Below are 16,023 nucleotides of genomic sequence, written 5' to 3'. Positions count from 1 at the left end.
GGCCTTTAAACCGGAGGGTATCATGGCCAGCATAACGATTCGCAACCTTGACGATGACGTAAAGCGCCGCCTGCGCGTGCGCGCCGCCGAACATGGCCGGTCGATGGAGGAAGAGGCTCGCGATATCCTGCGGCAGGTTGTCGGCCCGCCCAGCGCCCCGAAGAACCTCGGTCAGGCCATTAATGCCCGGTTTGCGGCGGTGGGCGGCATCGACTTGGCCCCGACAAAGCGCGGCTCGATGCGGCCCACACCAGACTTCGAGTAATCGATGATCCTCCTCGACACCAATGTGATCTCGGAACTGATGCGCGCAGAACCGGCCCAGACCGTGCTGGACTGGTTCGGCCAGCATGACGCGGTTGATCTGTTCATTTCGGCCGTGACCGAGGCGGAACTTCGCACCGGCGTTGCAATCCTGCCAGAGGGGCAACGCCGCGACCGGCTGCAACTGGCCATCGACGCGATGATCGACCTAGACTTCCAGGGGCGCGTTCTGCCCTTCGACAGTCTTGCCGCCAAAGCATATGCCGAAATCGCAGCCCAGCGCCGCGCGGCGGGTCGCCCCATCTCCGAAGCTGACTGCCAGATCGCTGCCATCGCCCGCGCCACAAATGCCCCCATAGCCACCCGCAACGTCAAGGATTTCGACGGCTGCGGTGTTCGCGTGATTAACCCCTGGAAAGACCAATGAACGCCGTCGAAATTGAACAGGCCATTTCTGAACTGGCCGAAAAACCCTTTGACCGGCAAGAATTTCCCTTCCAGTTCCTTGAGGCCTTTGGGAACAAGGAAACCACGCTCAAGCGCCTCCGCTCAGGCGTGTCGAACAAATCCGACCTCGGCGGCGTGCTGCAGACCAACAATATCCACATTGTCGCCTGCATGCCTGGCCAAACCTCGGCCACCCTTGCCGTCCTGCGCACCAGCCCGGCCACTACCAAGGGCAAGGCCCGTTTCATCCTTGCCACCGATGGCGAGACGCTGGAGGCCGAGGATCTTACCTCCGACGACGCGCCCATCGCCTGCGCCTATCCCGATTTCCACGACCATTTCGGATTTTTTCTGCCGCTCGCGGGCATCACTACCGTCAAGCAGATCCGCGAAAGCGCCTTTGACATCAAGGCGACCGGCCGCCTGAACCGGCTCTATGTCGAACTGCTGAAGGACAACCCCGAATGGGGCACCGAGGCGCGCCGCCATGACATGAACCACTTTATGGCGCGGCTGATCTTTTGCTTCTTCGCCGAAGACACCGGCATCTTCAACGGGGACGCCCTGTTCACCACCACCGTAAGCCAGTTCAGCGACCAGAACAGCGCAAACACCCATTGGGTGATCAGCGAAATCTTTCGCGCGATGAACACCGCGCTGCCAGCCCGCCCCACCGCCGACCTGCGCAACTGGGCCAACGCCTTCCCCTATGTGAACGGCGGCCTGTTCTCAGGCGACACCGATGTTCCGCGCTTTTCCAAGATCGCGCGCAGTTACCTTTTGCACATCGGCAACCTCGACTGGACCAAGATCAATCCCGATATTTTCGGCTCGATGATTCAGGCCGTCGCGGATGAGGGTGAGCGTTCGGCGCTCGGCATGCATTACACATCCGTGCCGAACATCCTGAAGGTGCTGAACCCGCTGTTTCTGGATGATCTGCGCGCGCAACTGGACGAGGCTGCCGACAACCCCCGCAAGCTGCTGAACCTGCGCGCCCGTATGGCCAAGATCAGGGTGTTTGACCCCGCCTGCGGGTCGGGCAACTTCCTTGTCATCGCCTACAAGGAAATGCGGTCGATCGAGGCGGTGATCAATCAGCGCCGGGGCGAGGCGGATCGCAAGACCGACATCCCCAAGACCAACTTTCGCGGGATCGAGCTGCGCGACTTTGCCGCCGAAATCGCCCGTCTGGCGCTGATCATTGCCGAGTTCCAGTGCGACGTGACCTATCGCGGCGCAGTGCAGGCGCGGGCCGAGTTCCTGCCGCTGAACGCGCAGAACTGGATCACCCAAGGCAACGCCCTGCGGTTGGACTGGCTATCGATCTGCCCACCCACGGGGACGGGGGTGCGGTTCCAAGCTGAGGATTTGTTCCACACTCCGCTCGACCAGGCGCAGATTGATTTCGAGAATGAGGGTGGCGAGACGTATATTTGCGGGAACCCGCCCTATTTGGGGTCAACCTGGCAGACGACCGAGCAGAAAGAGGATTTGCAACGCATTTTTGAGGGCCGCACGAAAAGCTGGAAGTCGCTGGACTATGTGGCGGGCTGGTTCATGAAGGCTGCGGATTTTGGGATGCACACCAAATCAGTGGCGGCATTTGTGTCCACCAATTCCATCTGTCAGGGCCAGCAAGTGCCGATCCTCTGGCCGCTCATTTTCCAGACCAAGCATGAAATTGCATTTGCGCATACCAGCTTCAAATGGGCCAATTTGGCCAGCCACAATGCTGGAGTGACCGTGGCCATTGTCGCCATTGCTCTCGATCCCGGCCCACTGCGTCGGATATTTTCGCCCGATGGCGATGGCGGCATCATTCAGCGCGAAACAGATCACATTAACGCTTATCTGGTTTCCGGGCCGAATGTGGTGGTGAACAAAGCATCGCGCCCGCTGACCAAAGTTGCCGACATGGATTTCGGCAACAAACCCGTCGATGGCGGCAACCTGCTTATGTCGCGCAGCGATGCTGATGACTTAGGCCTGACCACAGCTCAACGCGCAAAATTCCTGCGCCGCATTTACGGCTCCGCAGAATTCATTCGCGGGCAGGAACGCTATTGCCTTTGGGTCGAAGACAAGGATTTGTCAGAAGCCATGGCGATTGACCAGCTTCGCGCCCGGATCGAAGGCGTTCGGCAAATGCGCTTGGAAAGTCCGAAAACGGCAACGGTTGATTCCGCATCATCGTCCCATAAGTTTGGGGAGGTCAGGCAGAAGGGCAATGAAACAGTCACAATCATTCCGAGCGTCTCATCGGAAAGCCGCGAATACTTGCCATTCGGTTATTGCGAAGCTGGAACCATCGTCACCAACCTCGCCTTCGCCCTATATGACGCGCCGCTTTGGAACATGGCGCTGATCGCCTCGCGCCTGCATCTGGTCTGGATAGGGACCGTCTGCGGCAAGATGAAAACTGATTTCCGCTATTCCAACACCCTCGGCTGGAACACCTTTCCCGTCCCCACCCTGACCGAAAAGAACAAAGCCGACCTGACCGCCTGCGCTGAGGCCATCCTCCTCGCCCGCGAGGCGCATTTCCCCGCCACCATCGCCGACCTCTATGACCCCGAAAAGATGCCCGAAAACCTGAGGCAAGCCCATGACCGCAACGACGAAACCCTTGAGCGCATCTACATCGGCCGCCGCTTCAAGAACGACACCGAACGGCTGGAAAAGCTGTTCGAGATGTATACCAAGATGACGACCAAACCAAAGGCCAGCGCCCGTGTTTAGGCCCGTCACCTACGCGTCCCTGAATTCGCGCCAAAAGGAAAACCACAATTTCCAAAAGGTTGCGGCACGGCTGGCCGATTATGGCTATAACTGTCTACGCCTGACGGATGACTGGCAGGGTGCAGATTTCATGGCCTGCCACGTCGATGGTGAAACCATCCTGAAAGTGCAACTGAAGGGGCGGCTGACTATCGACAAGAAGTATCTGGGCAAATCCATCCACATTTCCTTCTTTCATGGTCAGGATTGCTACATCTATGATCACGATGCCTTTGTTGTTCATCTTGAACAAAATGGCCTGATCGGCGCCGATAGTGTCACATGGCATATAGCTGGCGGGCGAAGCTGGCCGTCTCCACCCAACTGGGCGATCAAATTGCTTTCTGAGTACAGGATTTAAACATGGTACAATCCGTCCCCTCCGTTTCCGTAACCTATGCCCGCAATGGTAGTTCGACCACGGCCAACGAACTCGGCATGCGTGTCATGCAAGAGCGCGCCTATGAAAAGCGGGGCGAGCAATATCTGCTGATCAAGTCGCCTCCGGCCTCGGGCAAAAGCCGCGCGCTGATGTTCGTCGCGTTGGACAAGCTGCACAATCAGGGCCTGAAGCAGGCGATCATCGTGGTGCCGGAAAAATCCATCGGTTCCAGCTTTGCCGATGAGCCGCTGTCGAAGTTCGGTTTCTGGGCTGACTGGAAGGTCGAGCCGCGATGGAACCTGTGCAATTCGCCCGGCACGGATGGCGGCAAAGTGAATTCGGTCGGCGCGTTTCTGGAAAGCGACGACCGCGTGCTGGTCTGCACCCACGCCACCTTTCGTTTTGCGGTGGAGCGCTTCGGGGTAGAGGCCTTTGACGACCGTCTGATCGCCATCGACGAATTCCACCATGTCAGTGCCAACCCCGACAACAAGCTGGGCGGGCACCTGGCCTCATTCATGACGCGGGACCGGGCCCATATCGTGGCGATGACCGGCAGCTATTTCCGGGGCGACGCCGAAGCGGTTCTGATGCCGACAGACGAGGCCAAGTTTGAGACAGTGACTTACACCTACTACGAGCAGTTGAACGGCTACGAATATCTCAAAAATCTCGACATCGGTTATTTCTTCTACAATGGCCCCTATGTGGACGACATCCTGCGGGTGTTGGACCCGGCGCAAAAGACCATCCTGCACATCCCGAACGTAAATGCTCGCGAAAGCACCAAGGACAAGCATCGGGAGGTGGAGCATATCCTCGACGCGCTGGGCGAATGGCAAGGCACCGATCCGGTGACGGGGTTCCAATTGGTCAAGGTGCCGGATGGCCGGGTGCTGCGCATCGCCGATCTTGTCGACGACGAAGGACCACGGCGTGACAAGGTGTCGGCCGCGCTGAAAGACCCTGCCCAGAAGATGAACCGCGATCATGTGGATATCATCATAGCACTCGGCATGGCCAAGGAAGGGTTCGACTGGATCTGGTGCGAACATGCCCTGACTGTTGGATATCGTGCCAGCCTGACCGAGGTGGTTCAGATCATCGGCCGAGCCACTCGCGACGCGCCGGGCAAGGAAACCGCGCGGTTCACCAACCTGATCGCCGAGCCAGATGCGTCAGAAGGTGCTGTGACCGAGGCTGTTAACGACACCCTCAAGGCGATTGCGGCCAGCCTGCTGATGGAACAGGTTCTGGCCCCACGGTTCGAATTCAAGCCGAAGACGGTGGCCAGCACGGCTAAGCCGGGGTTTGACTACGGCGACGCGGGCTATGACCCGACCAAATGCAATGTCGGCTTCAATTCGACCAGCGGCAAGTTCCAGATCGAGATCAAGGGCCTGTCCGAGCCCAAAAGTGATTTTGCCCATCGCATCTGCACGCAAGACCTGAACGAGGTGATCACCGCCTTTGTCCAGGATAAGACCACGATTGAGCGCGGCCTGTTCGATTCTGAAATGGTACCCGAAGAGCTGACGCAAGTTCGCATGGGCAAGATCGTTAAGGACAAATACCCGCAGCTGGATGATCACGATCAGGAAGCCGTGCGGCAGCATGCCGTTGCGGCCCTGAACCTGACGCAGAAGGCCAAAGAACTGGCGCTCGCCAGTGGTGATGCAGAACGCTCGGGCAGCACTGCCCTGATCGACGGTGTGCGTAAGTTCATGAATGTGCGTGATCTGGACATCGACCTGATTGACCGGATCAACCCGTTCGGCGAGGCCTATGCGATCCTTGCCAAGACTATGAGCGAAGAAAGCCTCAAGCGGGTGGCGGCCGTGATCTCGGCCAAGAAGGTGAACCTGACACCCGAAGAGGCGCGCGATCTTGCCAAACGAGCCCTGAAATTCAAGCAAGAGCGTGGGCGCCTGCCGTCAATTACCTCGATGGACGCTTGGGAAAAGCGTATGGCAGAAGGTGTCGCATTCCTTGCCCGCATGAAGGCTGAAGCTGCAAATGGCTGATTTTACTGACGACGATGACGCACTACTGGCTGAACTTGGCGTTGAGGTAGCGGCCAAGCGGGTTGGCTCACGCACGCCGCAGCAGGAGCGGGTCATCGCTGGTTTCGAAGACATCCAGCGCTTTGTAGAAGAGCACGGGCATGCCCCACGGCATGGCGAAAGCCACGACATTTTCGAACGGCTTTATGCGGTTCGGCTGGACCGGATTGCAAAGCTGCCCGAGTGCCGTGACCTTGTTGGCTCTCTCGACCACCAAGGCTTGCTGACGGGCCTTGCAGCGGCACCATCTGACGAGACGGACGATCTGGACGATGACGCCTTGCTAGCAGAGCTCGGCGTCGATGGTGGGTTGTCAGAAATCATGGAACTGCGTCATGTCCGGTCAAGCGCCGAAAAGCGGGCGGCAGATGAAATCGCCAACCGGGAACGCTGTGCGGACTTTGCCAGCTTCAAACCGCTGTTTGAGCAGGTTCAGCGCGACCTTGATCAGGGGATACGGACCGCCCGAAAGTTCGAACGGAAATCCGAAATCGAGCCTGGCCGCTTCTTCATCCTCGGCGGTCAAAAGGCCTATGTCGCAGAAAAAGGGAAGGTCGAGATCAATGCCAGCGGCAACTCCGACGCCCGGCTGCGGGTGGTCTTTGACAATGGAACGGAAAGCAACCTGCTGATGCGGTCGCTGCAGAAGGCTTTGACCTCGGATGAAGCAGGCCGCCGCATCGATGAACCTGTTGCAGGGCCGCTATTCGCAGACCAGCCACAAGATGGCGACGCAGCCAGCGGTACGATCTATGTGCTGCGCAGCATGTCCGACCATCCCATGGTTGCTGCGCACCGCGATCTTGTGCACAAGATCGGCGTGACCAGCAACGGTCTGAAACAGCGGATCGCGGGCGCGCGCATGCAGCCGACCTTTCTTCTGGCGGATGTCGAGGTGGTCGCCACCTACGAGCTCTTCAACATCAACCGCTCGAAACTCGAGAACCTGATCCACCGGATATTCGAACCCGCAAGGTTCGATGTGGAGATCCTCGACCGCTTCGGCCGTCCTGTCGTACCACGGGAATGGTTCATGGTGCCGCTCTTTGTCGTCGACGAGGCAGTCGAGCGCATCAGGGATCGAACGATTGTTGATTACCGCTACGATCCGGCGTCAGCAAAGCTGGTCAAGCAATCGCATTAAGGCTTACCCCCCACGGCATGGTTCCTCCCCGGCCCCGTTTGTATGCGGGGGGGCGCAGCGCGGCATTTTGCTAGCGACAGGCACTTTCACCGGGGAATCCAGGCGGAATCCACCTGCCGCTCGATTTTGGAAAAAGCGACTCATTATCAAAGACTTGCGGAATCACGATCTTGGCGTGCTGGATTCTTTTCGGAATCCAGGGAATCCAGTTTGTGGAAGCCACCGTGTCGAAAGCCAGCCAGCGGAAGCCAACCCGTAAGAAGCCATTGAATCCACGTCATTTTTTCATTTGACAAAGCTGCCCCCCTTGACCTACCTATTGATCATCGAAGAATAGTGCCCGCAGGTATCCCCTCGCGGGCGTTTTCGTTTCCCCCACATCGCGGACCCCGATAATGTCGGTGGCCATGTTGCCCGCGCGCATCGGCACGTCAGCCCTACCTTAAATGAGAACTGCCCATGGACCTGGTCTTTGCACCGAGCCAGATCGAGACGTGGCCGATTGACCGGCTGCGCCCCTACGTCCGCAATGCCAAGATCCACGGCACCGATCAAGTGGCCAAGATCGCCGCCAGCATGGCCAAGTTCGGCTGGACCGTGCCCTGCATGGTGGCCGACGACGGCGAGCTGATTGCCGGGCATGGTCGGGTGCTGGCGGCTGCGATGCTCGGGTTGAAGGACGTGCCGGTGATCCGGCTTAGCCACTTGGACGAGGCCGAACGCCGGGCGTACCGCATCGCCGACAATAAATTGACCGAGTTGGGCGAGTGGGACGAGGCGATGCTGCGCGACGAGATCGCGGGGCTGCTGGCCGAGGATTTCGACCTGTCGCTGCTGGGCATCACCGACGAGGATCTGGACGCCCTGCTGCGCGATCCGGATCAGGTGGAAGGCGGCGTGGTCGAGGGCGAAGATGACATTCCCGAACCCCCGGTCACGCCGGTGTCGATGGCGGGCGACCTCTGGCAGCTCGGATCGCACCGGCTGATTTGCGGCGACAGCACATCGGCCGATGTGGTTGCGCGACTGCTGGGTGATGTGCGACCGCTGCTGATGGTCACCGATCCGCCATACGGCGTTGAGTACGATCCATCATGGCGCAACCAGGCCGGTGCGGCCAAGACCAAGCGCACCGGCAAGGTGCTGAATGACGACCGAGCGGACTGGCGCGAGGCGTGGGCGCTGTTCCCCGGCGACGTCGCCTATGTTTGGCACGGCGCGCTGCATTCCTCGACTGTCGCCGAGAGCCTGGTGGCGGCGGGTTTCGCCGTGCGGTCGCAGATCATCTGGGCCAAGGATCGGCTGGTTCTCAGCCGCGGCGACTACCACTGGCAACATGAGCCGTGCTGGTATGCCGTGAAAAAGACTGGCAAGGGCCACTGGGCAGGCGACCGGAAGCAGACCACGCTGTGGCACATCTCCGGCAAGGACCAGGACGCGGCCACTGTCCACAGCACGCAAAAGCCAGTCGAATGCATGCGGCGGCCCATCCTGAACAACTCCAGCCCGGGCCAGGCTGTGTTTGAGCCGTTCATGGGATCCGGCACCACGCTGATCGCGGCGGAAACAACCGGCCGTGTGTGCTTCGGGATCGAATTGAACCCGGCTTACGTCGATGTGGCAATCGAGCGATGGCAGCAGTTCACCGGCGCCAATGCCGTGCTGGCCGACACCGGTGAGACCTTCGCCGAACTGAAGGCCAAGAGGCTCGCTGCATGAACGCGCATCTGCTGCCGGGCCGGATCGAGCATTGGCCGCTCGCGCGGCTGAAACCATACGCCCGCAATGCCAAAACCCACGACGCCGATCAGGTCGCGAAGATCGCCGCCAGCATGGCCGAGTTCGGCTGGACCGTGCCGGTGCTGGTCGCCACCGATGGCGAGCTGATTGCTGGCCATGGTCGCATCCTAGCGGCCGCCCATCTTGGCCTGTCCAAAGCCCCGGTCATCGTGCTGGGCCATCTGACCGAGGCGCAGCGCCGGGCCTACCGCATCGCTGACAACAAGCTGACCGAGCTTGGCGGCTGGGACGAGGCGCTGCTCTTGCAGGAATTGCAGGCGCTGCTGGCCGAGAATTTCGACCTCGGGCTGATCGGGATTCCGGACGATGAACTGGACGCATTGCTCGCAGACGCCGACGACCGCCCGGCAATTTCTGACGATGCCGCCGATGCAATCCCCGAGCCAACCGCCGATCCGATCACCCGCCCCGGCGATATCTGGGCGCTGGGCAAACACCGGCTGTGCTGCGGCGATGCCACCGATCCGGCCACTGTCGCCAGGCTGATGCAAGGTGAACAAGCCGGACTGATGTTCACTTCGCCGCCCTATGCACAGCAGCGCGACTACGGCGCGGCCAAAGAAAAGGTCGGGGATTGGAATGCGCTGATGCAGGGCGTGTTCGCCGCAGCCCCAGTCACTGCCGAGGCGCAACTGCTGGTCAATCTCGGCCTCGTGCACCGCGACAGCGAATGGCAGCCCTATTGGGAAGGATGGGTCGAATGGATGCGCACCTCTGGCTGGCGACGGTTTGGTTGGTATGTGTGGGATCAGGGCCCGGGGCTGCCGGGCGACTGGAACGGCCGCCTGGCCCCATCGCACGAGTTTATTTTCCACTTCAACCGCGCTCCCCGCAAACCGCACAAGACCGTCCCGTCCAAGCACGCGGGCGAAACCCTCGGCGGCGGTGGGCTGCGCGGCGCCGACGGCACCGTCCACGCCAAGACCGGCACCGGCAACGCGATCCAGAGCCACCGAATCCCCGACAGCGTGTTCCGTATCATGCGCCACAAGGGCGGACTGGGTGCTGCCGGATCGCACCCAGCCGTGTTCCCGGTTGCACTAGTCGAGGCAGTGCTGACGGCGTTTTCGGATCCCGGCGACCTGATCTATGAGCCGTTCTGCGGTTCCGGCACCCAGCTGGTGGCCGCCGAGCGCGCTGGGCGGAGGTGTTTCGCCATGGAACTGGACCCGGTCTATTGTGATGTCGCCGTGCGGCGATGGGAAATGGCGACGGGCAAGGTGGCGCTGCGATCATCAATGGCTGGTCAAACTCAAGCCTGAGGATACTATTGACACTTCATAATTGCCGTGTCATATAAGACGCGTCAAATATGGAGTGATTAGCATGAAGTATGAACCCGACCGCTACCGAACTACATTTGAAAGCAATCATGGAGATGAACTGTTCGCCTTCATAACCGAGCCCGAAAATCTGATACGGATGGAAACAGCCACCTACTTGTCTCGCCCTGCGATCGAACCCCTTTCGCCATTTCTGGTTCAACGCTTCGGCGCAGAAATAGCCGTGGATAGAATGAAGCAGATGATGGGTCACATGGTACGCCAGATCATGGAACAACGTGGCTATCGGCTGGAGCAAGGCAATGTCAAAATCACGAGCCCGGGAAACATCTTCTCTCGTGCGTCGCGGTATTCGGCACTCGGGGAGCACGCAAAGTGACAAAGCATGCAAAGCTCATCGAACTGATTTCCGTCTGCACAGATATCGGGAAGCTTCAGAACTGGGTGCGGAACGCTGAACGCGAAGGGGTTCCTGAGATAGCAGATGCTGCGCGGCGGCGAATAATCGAAGTCGAAGCGCTGAAATCAAAGGACAGTTCGAGCGATTCGATGGTGTTGGATTTCTGGAAAAGCATCTTCGCCCTAGAATTCGCGCTGTCAGAAGAACGCGGAAAGACTACCCGCCTGAATCGTACGCGACAGAAAATTGCTCGCGTTGGCGTCCTCAAGACTTTGGCGGATCTGGCCCTCCAACCGACTGCGTCAGAAGGCTATTTCCTCCTACGAGAACGCGGGATGCTCGACATGAGTGCAGAAGCCGTCGTCTTGCGCTTTCCTGACAGGTTTGGCCCGGACGTCTTGATCGCTGCCAGACGACGCCTTACTGGCGATCAGGATTCCAACCCCGACGGGCGACCCATCTAGCACGACGTGCGCAGGGTTCCGTATGCTTATGCAACTTACCGGAGGCGATAGACTCTTCCCCGCACATCATCCTTTTCTGAACTGACTTCGAGGCCCAGCTTCTTCTTCAGAACCCCTGAGATCACACCTCTGGCTGAATGCGGCTGCCACGCAGTCGCCGCGACGATCTCGACAATGGTAGCACCCTCAGGGCGTTGCAGCATGGCGATGACCTGCGCCTGTTTGGTCCCGACGCGCAGTTTCGGCTGAGCGGCAGCAGGGTCGTTCGGCGCAGGTGTCTTGACAGCATGTTCGCGGATCGCAACCACGGTTTTCACCACCACCGGTTCGATCCCGATGGCCAGCAGCCCCGCCTCGGTGACCACCAGCGTGGTGCCATGCCCATCGCCAGTTTCGCGCCAAAGCGGCTCGCCCCGGCGCAGGTTGGCGTCGACCTCCTGCAGCCAGCCGCGTTCCATCATCTTGGTGACGGCCATCTTCGCCGCTGCACCGTGCAACCCCTCCGGCAGAGGCAGGGCAATGTTCTCGGGGCGCTGGGCCCCGGCGCTGAGGATGATGGTCTGGGTTTCTGTCAGCTTCGTCATGGCGGGTTCCTCTATTGGTCGTTGGCGGCAAGGAAGGCGGTGATGCGCTGCATGAGGTCATTGTGGCCATCGGCATCGGTCCCGATGATCACATCACCATCGTCATCGCGTTCCAGATCGGCGATTTCGCGCAGCAAGGCGATGGCATCGTCGCAGGCAACGAGACGTTCGGCCTCCCACGCGGCGGTGATCGCGTCCTGTTCGATCTGGTGGCGCTGGGCGGGATCAAGCGGCATGTTCGCCCTCCTTGAAGGCGCTGTCGGTGATCTGGCTCAGCAAGCTGGCGTAGTGGTTCAGGGAGCCAACGTCGCCCCAATTGATCTCGCCGGGGTGGGTGTTGAAATGGTCATCGCTCAGGGCCTTCAACCGCTCCAGAATCGCGTCGATCTGGGACTTGGTGGTCATGAAGGCGTCGAGGGCTTTGGTGTTGTCGGTCGCGCGGCGGGTGGTCATGGCTTGGTCGTCCTTCGGTGAGTTGCATCGTTTTGGTGTAATCACCATCGCTCTGGCGGGGTGGTTAGTGTAGGCAATAACGAGCAATATCAGTGCTTTCTGATTATACTCTCTCCGCATCTGCCTTCGGCACCACGTTCACCCATTGGCAGCCGATCCACATATAAAGATGGGCAAACTCCTGCGTCGGACGCGGCAGCATGCGCGGGGCGCGGGGCGGAATGAAGCGGTCCAGCGCGTCGGCCGCGACCTGCCGGATTTCACCGGCAGCGAGGATGTCTTCGGGCTTCCAGCGCGCCAGCGCGGGCAGCATATGGGCGGGATAGCCGTCGAAGTGGACATAGACATGCGCCCATTCGTTGGGGCCGGTCTGGATGGCAATCTGCGCGCGCGTGCTCATCTGCCCGCCTCAGATCAACTGCAGCTCGACCAGCACGGTGCTGGCGGCGGCCAGTTGTGCTGTCGGCAGGTCGATCTTGATGTGCGAGAACAGGTCCGAGCAATCGGCCCGAACGCCCGCGTCCTTCAACGCGGCCTCGATGCTGGCGGCGACGCTGTTCAGGCGCGAACGGTCGAGATGGTCGGGCAGCGTGGCGATGTCGATGCGGATGGTGGTGGTGGCGGTCATGATCTTGTCCTTTCAGGATTGGGTTGCGGCACGGCGGCCAGCTTCAAAGGCCTCTTCCAGCGCATCGCGGATCGCCCAGACCGCGACATCGTGGAAGTCGAGCCGGTCGCGATTGCGGGTCTCCAGTGTCTCGATGAAGAACCGGCGCTGGGCGATATCGAGGATCAAAGCTTCGCGGGCGGCCTCGGGGGTGGATTTGCGTTTGGCCATGATCACTCTTCCCAGCGGTGCTCAGGGTGGGTCGTGCGCGCGCGGGCTTCCTCGCGCATCATCTCGTGGGCGCGTGCCATCTCGTCCATCCCGTCGGCCTGGCTCATCCGCCCCGACATGACTTCGTCCATCACCCAGTTCACCCGCTCCTGCGCGGGGCTGGTGTGGTTGCGCCACCCGTCGCTCATCGAGCTGTGTCCCATCTTTTCCTGCGCGCGCATTGTGGTCTCCGATCCTCATGTAAGGGGTGCGATGCACCCGTTTGCCTCGCACCATGAATCGCTCCATCGCGGAGTGCAATCAACTGAATAAGATCGTTATTTCCGTTTAATTACAATATCTTGAGGTTAGTCAAATCGCCATGGAAGGTATGTCCGAACGCGAGTATTCCGCCCATTCCGGCCTGTCCCGCGGGGCCATCCAGAAAGCTCGCAAAGCCAGTCGGCTGGTGGTTTACAGTGACGGGTCGATCAATGCGGCGGCGTCTGATGTGCGCCGGGCCGACATGACCGACCCCGACCAGCAGCGGCGCAGCACTGGCGGCGGCGATAGCAGTTTCAGCGGCCCCGCCGACAGCTCGTCGTACCTGAAGGCACGCACTGCGCTGACGGTCTACCAGGCGCAGGACAAGCAGCTTGGCATCCAGAAGAAGAAGGGCACGTTGGTCGACCGGGCGCGCGCCGAGGCACTGGTCTTTCGCCTTGCGCGGCAGGAACGCGACACATGGGTGACGTGGCCTAGCAGGGTGGCGGCATTGATGGCGGCCGAAGTGGCTTTGGGAGTGGAAAAACAAACCGGAACACCGGTGATCATTGAGGCCGCGATCCTGCAGAGGGTGTTGGAAGCCCATGTCAGACAGCACCTCGAAGCCCTCGCCGATCTCAGGGTCAGCCTCGGATAACGACAGCACGGCCAGCGATGATCTGACCGCAGACCTCGACCTCGGGTTTGATGGGGCCGAGGATATTCTGCGCAACTGGCGACGTGGAATGCGGCCTGATCCGGACCTGACGGTGTCGGAATGGGCGGATGCGCATCGCTGGCTGTCGTCGCGTGCTGCGGCCGAACCGGGGCGATATCGCACCGCGCGAGCGCCCTATCTGCGCGAAATCATGGACGCGCTGTCGCCGCGGCACCCGGCGCAACGGATCAGCTTCATGAAAGCAGCGCAGGTTGGCGCTACAGAGGCTGGCAACAACTGGATCGGCTTCGTAATCCACCACGCGCCGGGTCCGATGTTGGCAGTATTGCCCACGGTGGAAATGGCCAAACGCACCTCGCGCGGGCGGCTCGACCCCTTGATCTCGGAAAGCCCGGTGCTGCGTGCGCTGGTCAATCCGGCCCGGTCGCGCGACGCGGGCAATTCGATGCTGTCGAAGGAATTTCAGGGCGGCATCCTGGTGCTGACGGGGGCCAATTCCGCGACCGGCCTGCGGTCGATGCCTGCGCGCTACATCTTTCTCGACGAGGTCGACGCCTATCCGGCCTCTGCCGACGAAGAAGGCGATCCGGTCACACTGGCCGAGGCCCGGACCACCACCTTCTCGCATCGGCGCAAGGTGTTCATGGTCTCGACCCCGACGATCCGGGGCATCAGCCGGATCGAGCGGGAATACGAGGCATCCGATCAGCGCCGGTACTTCGTGCCCTGCCCACATTGCGGCGCGATGCAATGGCTGCAGTTTGAACGCCTGCGTTGGGATAAAGGACGGCCTGACACGGCGACCTATCATTGCGAGGGCTGCGAGAAGCCCATCGCCGAGCATCACAAGACGCAGATGCTGGCGGCAGGAGAGTGGCGGGCGACGGCGACCTCAGTTGATCCGCATTCCATCGGTTTTCACATCTCGGCGCTCTATTCGCCACTGGGCTGGAAGAGTTGGCAACAGATCGCGCGGGACTGGCTCGCAGCCCAAGGCTCGGAGGAAATGCTGCGCGCCGCACGCAACACCCTGCTGGGCGAGACATGGGTCGAAAGTGGCGACGCGCCGGAATGGCAGCGGCTGGCAGAACGGCGCGAAGCCTATGGTGGTGTGCAGGTCCCTGTCGGTGGTCTGTTCCTGACCGCCGGTGGCGATGTGCAGAAGGACCGCATCGAGGTCGATGTCTGGGCCTGGGGTCGGGATAGGACAAGCTGGCTGGTCGATCACATTGTCATTGCCGGTGGTCCGGATGATCCCGCCTGCTGGGACAAGCTGACCGCCCTCTTGGGGCGGACTTGGGCCTGCGCCAATGGTGCTGTGATGGTGATCGGCAAGCTGGCGATCGACACCGGCTATGAAGCCCCAGCTGTGTATGCATGGGCGCGGAAACAGGGGTTCGACCAGGTTTCGCCAATCAAAGGGCTGGAAGGCTTCAACCGGGCCACGCCGGTGTCGGGGCCGACCTTTGTCGATGCGACCATCGGCGGTAAACGCCTGCGCCGGGGCGCGCGGTTGTGGTCGGTGGCCACGGCGACGTTCAAGACCGAGACCTACCGCTTCCTGCGGCTGGAGCGCCCCTCGGACGAGGACCGGGCGCTGGGCGTCTGTGATGCGCCCGGCACCGTGCACCTGCCCGAGTGGATTGATACCGAATGGCTGAAGCAACTGGTCGCCGAACAGCTCGTCACCGTGCGCAACAAGCGCGGCTACAGCCACCCTGAATGGCAGAAAATGCGGGAACGCAACGAAGCGCTGGATTGCCGGGTTTATGCCCGGGCGGCGGCGTGGATCCTCGGGGCTGATCGCTGGGACGAGGCGACCTGGCGGCGGCTGGAAGAACAGGCCGGGGTCGAGACCAAGCCTCAGATGCTCGCAGCCATACCTGCAGCGACAGATGCCCCGACCGCGCCCAAGGCCGGAACACCAACGACGCCACGGCGAAAACGCCGGGCTTACACACCGAACTTCATGAGGGATTGAGATGGATCTGGAACGGATGCGCGCCCTGCTGGCGGCACTGCAGGAAGCGCGCTACGCGGGCGTCCGCTCTGTCAGCTATGACGGCAAGACCATCAACTACGGCTCGGACGCAGAACTGGCGAACGCGATCAGCGATCTGGAAGGCCGGATTGCTACGGCCACCTCCGGCACGCCGCGTCGTCGTCGCTGGGGCACTGTTGCCTCGAAGGGCCTGTGA

The 16,023-nt window shown here is 60.9% G+C and carries 20 protein-coding genes; 13 read left to right on the top strand and 7 right to left on the bottom strand.

The features are described from left to right. Positions 1-22: 22 nt before the first annotated feature. The 10 genes from AX760_RS06235 to AX760_RS06190 all read left to right on the top strand — a co-directional run bounded on the left by AX760_RS06235 (position 23) and on the right by AX760_RS06190 (position 11,028). Positions 23-265 (top strand): FitA-like ribbon-helix-helix domain-containing protein, encoded by a 243-nt coding sequence (locus tag AX760_RS06235; protein ID WP_071832140.1) that lies wholly within the window; start codon positions 23-25, stop codon positions 263-265. 3 nt (positions 266-268) lie between these two features. Continuing rightward, entirely contained in the window at positions 269-691 is a 423-nt protein-coding gene (locus tag AX760_RS06230; RefSeq protein ID WP_071832139.1) for a type II toxin-antitoxin system VapC family toxin, read from the top strand. Then, positions 688-3,453: a class I SAM-dependent DNA methyltransferase gene (locus tag AX760_RS06225; RefSeq protein WP_071832138.1), complete on the top strand. Its 2,766-nt coding sequence runs from the start codon at positions 688-690 to the stop codon at positions 3,451-3,453. Before AX760_RS06230 ends, AX760_RS06225 begins: the two co-directional genes overlap by 4 nt. Further along, entirely contained in the window at positions 3,446-3,853 is a 408-nt protein-coding gene (locus AX760_RS06220; RefSeq protein ID WP_071832137.1) for a hypothetical protein, read from the top strand. The genes AX760_RS06225 and AX760_RS06220 overlap by 8 nt, the downstream gene beginning before the upstream one ends. A gap of 2 nt (positions 3,854-3,855) precedes the next feature. Further along, positions 3,856-5,898, top strand: a complete 2,043-nt coding sequence (locus tag AX760_RS06215) for a DEAD/DEAH box helicase (protein ID WP_071832136.1) — start codon at positions 3,856-3,858, stop codon at positions 5,896-5,898. Continuing rightward, positions 5,891-7,081, top strand: coding sequence for a GIY-YIG nuclease family protein (locus AX760_RS06210; RefSeq protein WP_071832135.1), 1,191 nt, complete (start codon positions 5,891-5,893; stop codon positions 7,079-7,081). Before AX760_RS06215 ends, AX760_RS06210 begins: the two co-directional genes overlap by 8 nt. Positions 7,082-7,540: 459 nt before the next feature. Continuing rightward, entirely contained in the window at positions 7,541-8,800 is a 1,260-nt protein-coding gene (locus AX760_RS06205) for a site-specific DNA-methyltransferase (RefSeq protein WP_071832134.1), read from the top strand. Continuing rightward, positions 8,797-10,143 (top strand): site-specific DNA-methyltransferase, encoded by a 1,347-nt coding sequence (locus tag AX760_RS06200; RefSeq protein ID WP_071832133.1) that lies wholly within the window; start codon positions 8,797-8,799, stop codon positions 10,141-10,143. The genes AX760_RS06205 and AX760_RS06200 overlap by 4 nt, the downstream gene beginning before the upstream one ends. A 64-nt stretch (positions 10,144-10,207) precedes the next feature. After that, entirely contained in the window at positions 10,208-10,543 is a 336-nt protein-coding gene (locus AX760_RS06195) for a hypothetical protein (protein WP_071832132.1), read from the top strand. Further along, positions 10,540-11,028, top strand: a complete 489-nt coding sequence (locus tag AX760_RS06190; RefSeq protein ID WP_071832131.1) for a hypothetical protein — start codon at positions 10,540-10,542, stop codon at positions 11,026-11,028. The genes AX760_RS06195 and AX760_RS06190 overlap by 4 nt, the downstream gene beginning before the upstream one ends. A 35-nt stretch (positions 11,029-11,063) precedes the next feature. Here the strand turns inward: AX760_RS06190 and AX760_RS06185 are convergent, their stop codons facing one another. From AX760_RS06185 to AX760_RS06155, 7 genes are all read right to left on the bottom strand, one after another. After that, positions 11,064-11,612, bottom strand: a complete 549-nt coding sequence (locus AX760_RS06185) for a DUF3489 domain-containing protein (RefSeq protein ID WP_071832130.1) — start codon at positions 11,610-11,612, stop codon at positions 11,064-11,066. An 11-nt stretch (positions 11,613-11,623) separates the two neighbouring features. Then, complete coding sequence (locus tag AX760_RS06180) at positions 11,624-11,848, bottom strand: hypothetical protein (RefSeq protein WP_071832129.1); 225 nt, start codon at positions 11,846-11,848, stop codon at positions 11,624-11,626. Continuing rightward, a complete protein-coding gene (locus tag AX760_RS06175; RefSeq protein WP_071832128.1) occupies positions 11,838-12,065 on the bottom strand; it encodes a hypothetical protein in 228 nt (75 codons plus the stop codon). The genes AX760_RS06180 and AX760_RS06175 overlap by 11 nt, the downstream gene beginning before the upstream one ends. Before the next feature lie 103 nt (positions 12,066-12,168). Then, positions 12,169-12,465, bottom strand: a complete 297-nt coding sequence (locus AX760_RS06170; protein WP_071832127.1) for a hypothetical protein — start codon at positions 12,463-12,465, stop codon at positions 12,169-12,171. Positions 12,466-12,474: 9 nt separating this feature from the next. After that, entirely contained in the window at positions 12,475-12,693 is a 219-nt protein-coding gene (locus AX760_RS06165; RefSeq protein WP_071832126.1) for a hypothetical protein, read from the bottom strand. Between the two features lie 12 nt (positions 12,694-12,705). Continuing rightward, complete coding sequence (locus tag AX760_RS06160) at positions 12,706-12,903, bottom strand: DUF6900 domain-containing protein (RefSeq protein ID WP_071832125.1); 198 nt, start codon at positions 12,901-12,903, stop codon at positions 12,706-12,708. Between the two features lie 2 nt (positions 12,904-12,905). Beyond that, positions 12,906-13,124: a hypothetical protein gene (locus AX760_RS06155; protein WP_071832124.1), complete on the bottom strand. Its 219-nt coding sequence runs from the start codon at positions 13,122-13,124 to the stop codon at positions 12,906-12,908. A gap of 140 nt (positions 13,125-13,264) precedes the next feature. Between AX760_RS06155 and AX760_RS06150 the strand changes: the two genes are divergently transcribed. From AX760_RS06150 to AX760_RS06140, 3 genes are read left to right on the top strand one after another with little or no spacing between them, the layout of a single operon-like run. Next, complete coding sequence (locus AX760_RS06150; protein ID WP_071832123.1) at positions 13,265-13,804, top strand: hypothetical protein; 540 nt, start codon at positions 13,265-13,267, stop codon at positions 13,802-13,804. Further along, positions 13,752-15,806: a phage terminase large subunit family protein gene (locus AX760_RS06145; protein ID WP_071832122.1), complete on the top strand. Its 2,055-nt coding sequence runs from the start codon at positions 13,752-13,754 to the stop codon at positions 15,804-15,806. Before AX760_RS06150 ends, AX760_RS06145 begins: the two co-directional genes overlap by 53 nt. A gap of 1 nt (position 15,807) precedes the next feature. After that, entirely contained in the window at positions 15,808-16,023 is a 216-nt protein-coding gene (locus AX760_RS06140; protein ID WP_071832121.1) for a phage head-tail joining protein, read from the top strand.

This window comes from Pararhizobium antarcticum, assembly GCF_001885585.1.
In the GTDB taxonomy this organism is placed as follows: Bacteria; Pseudomonadota; Alphaproteobacteria; order Rhizobiales; family Rhizobiaceae; genus Pararhizobium; species Pararhizobium antarcticum.
This window is presented reverse-complemented; position numbering and strand designations above follow the sequence as displayed.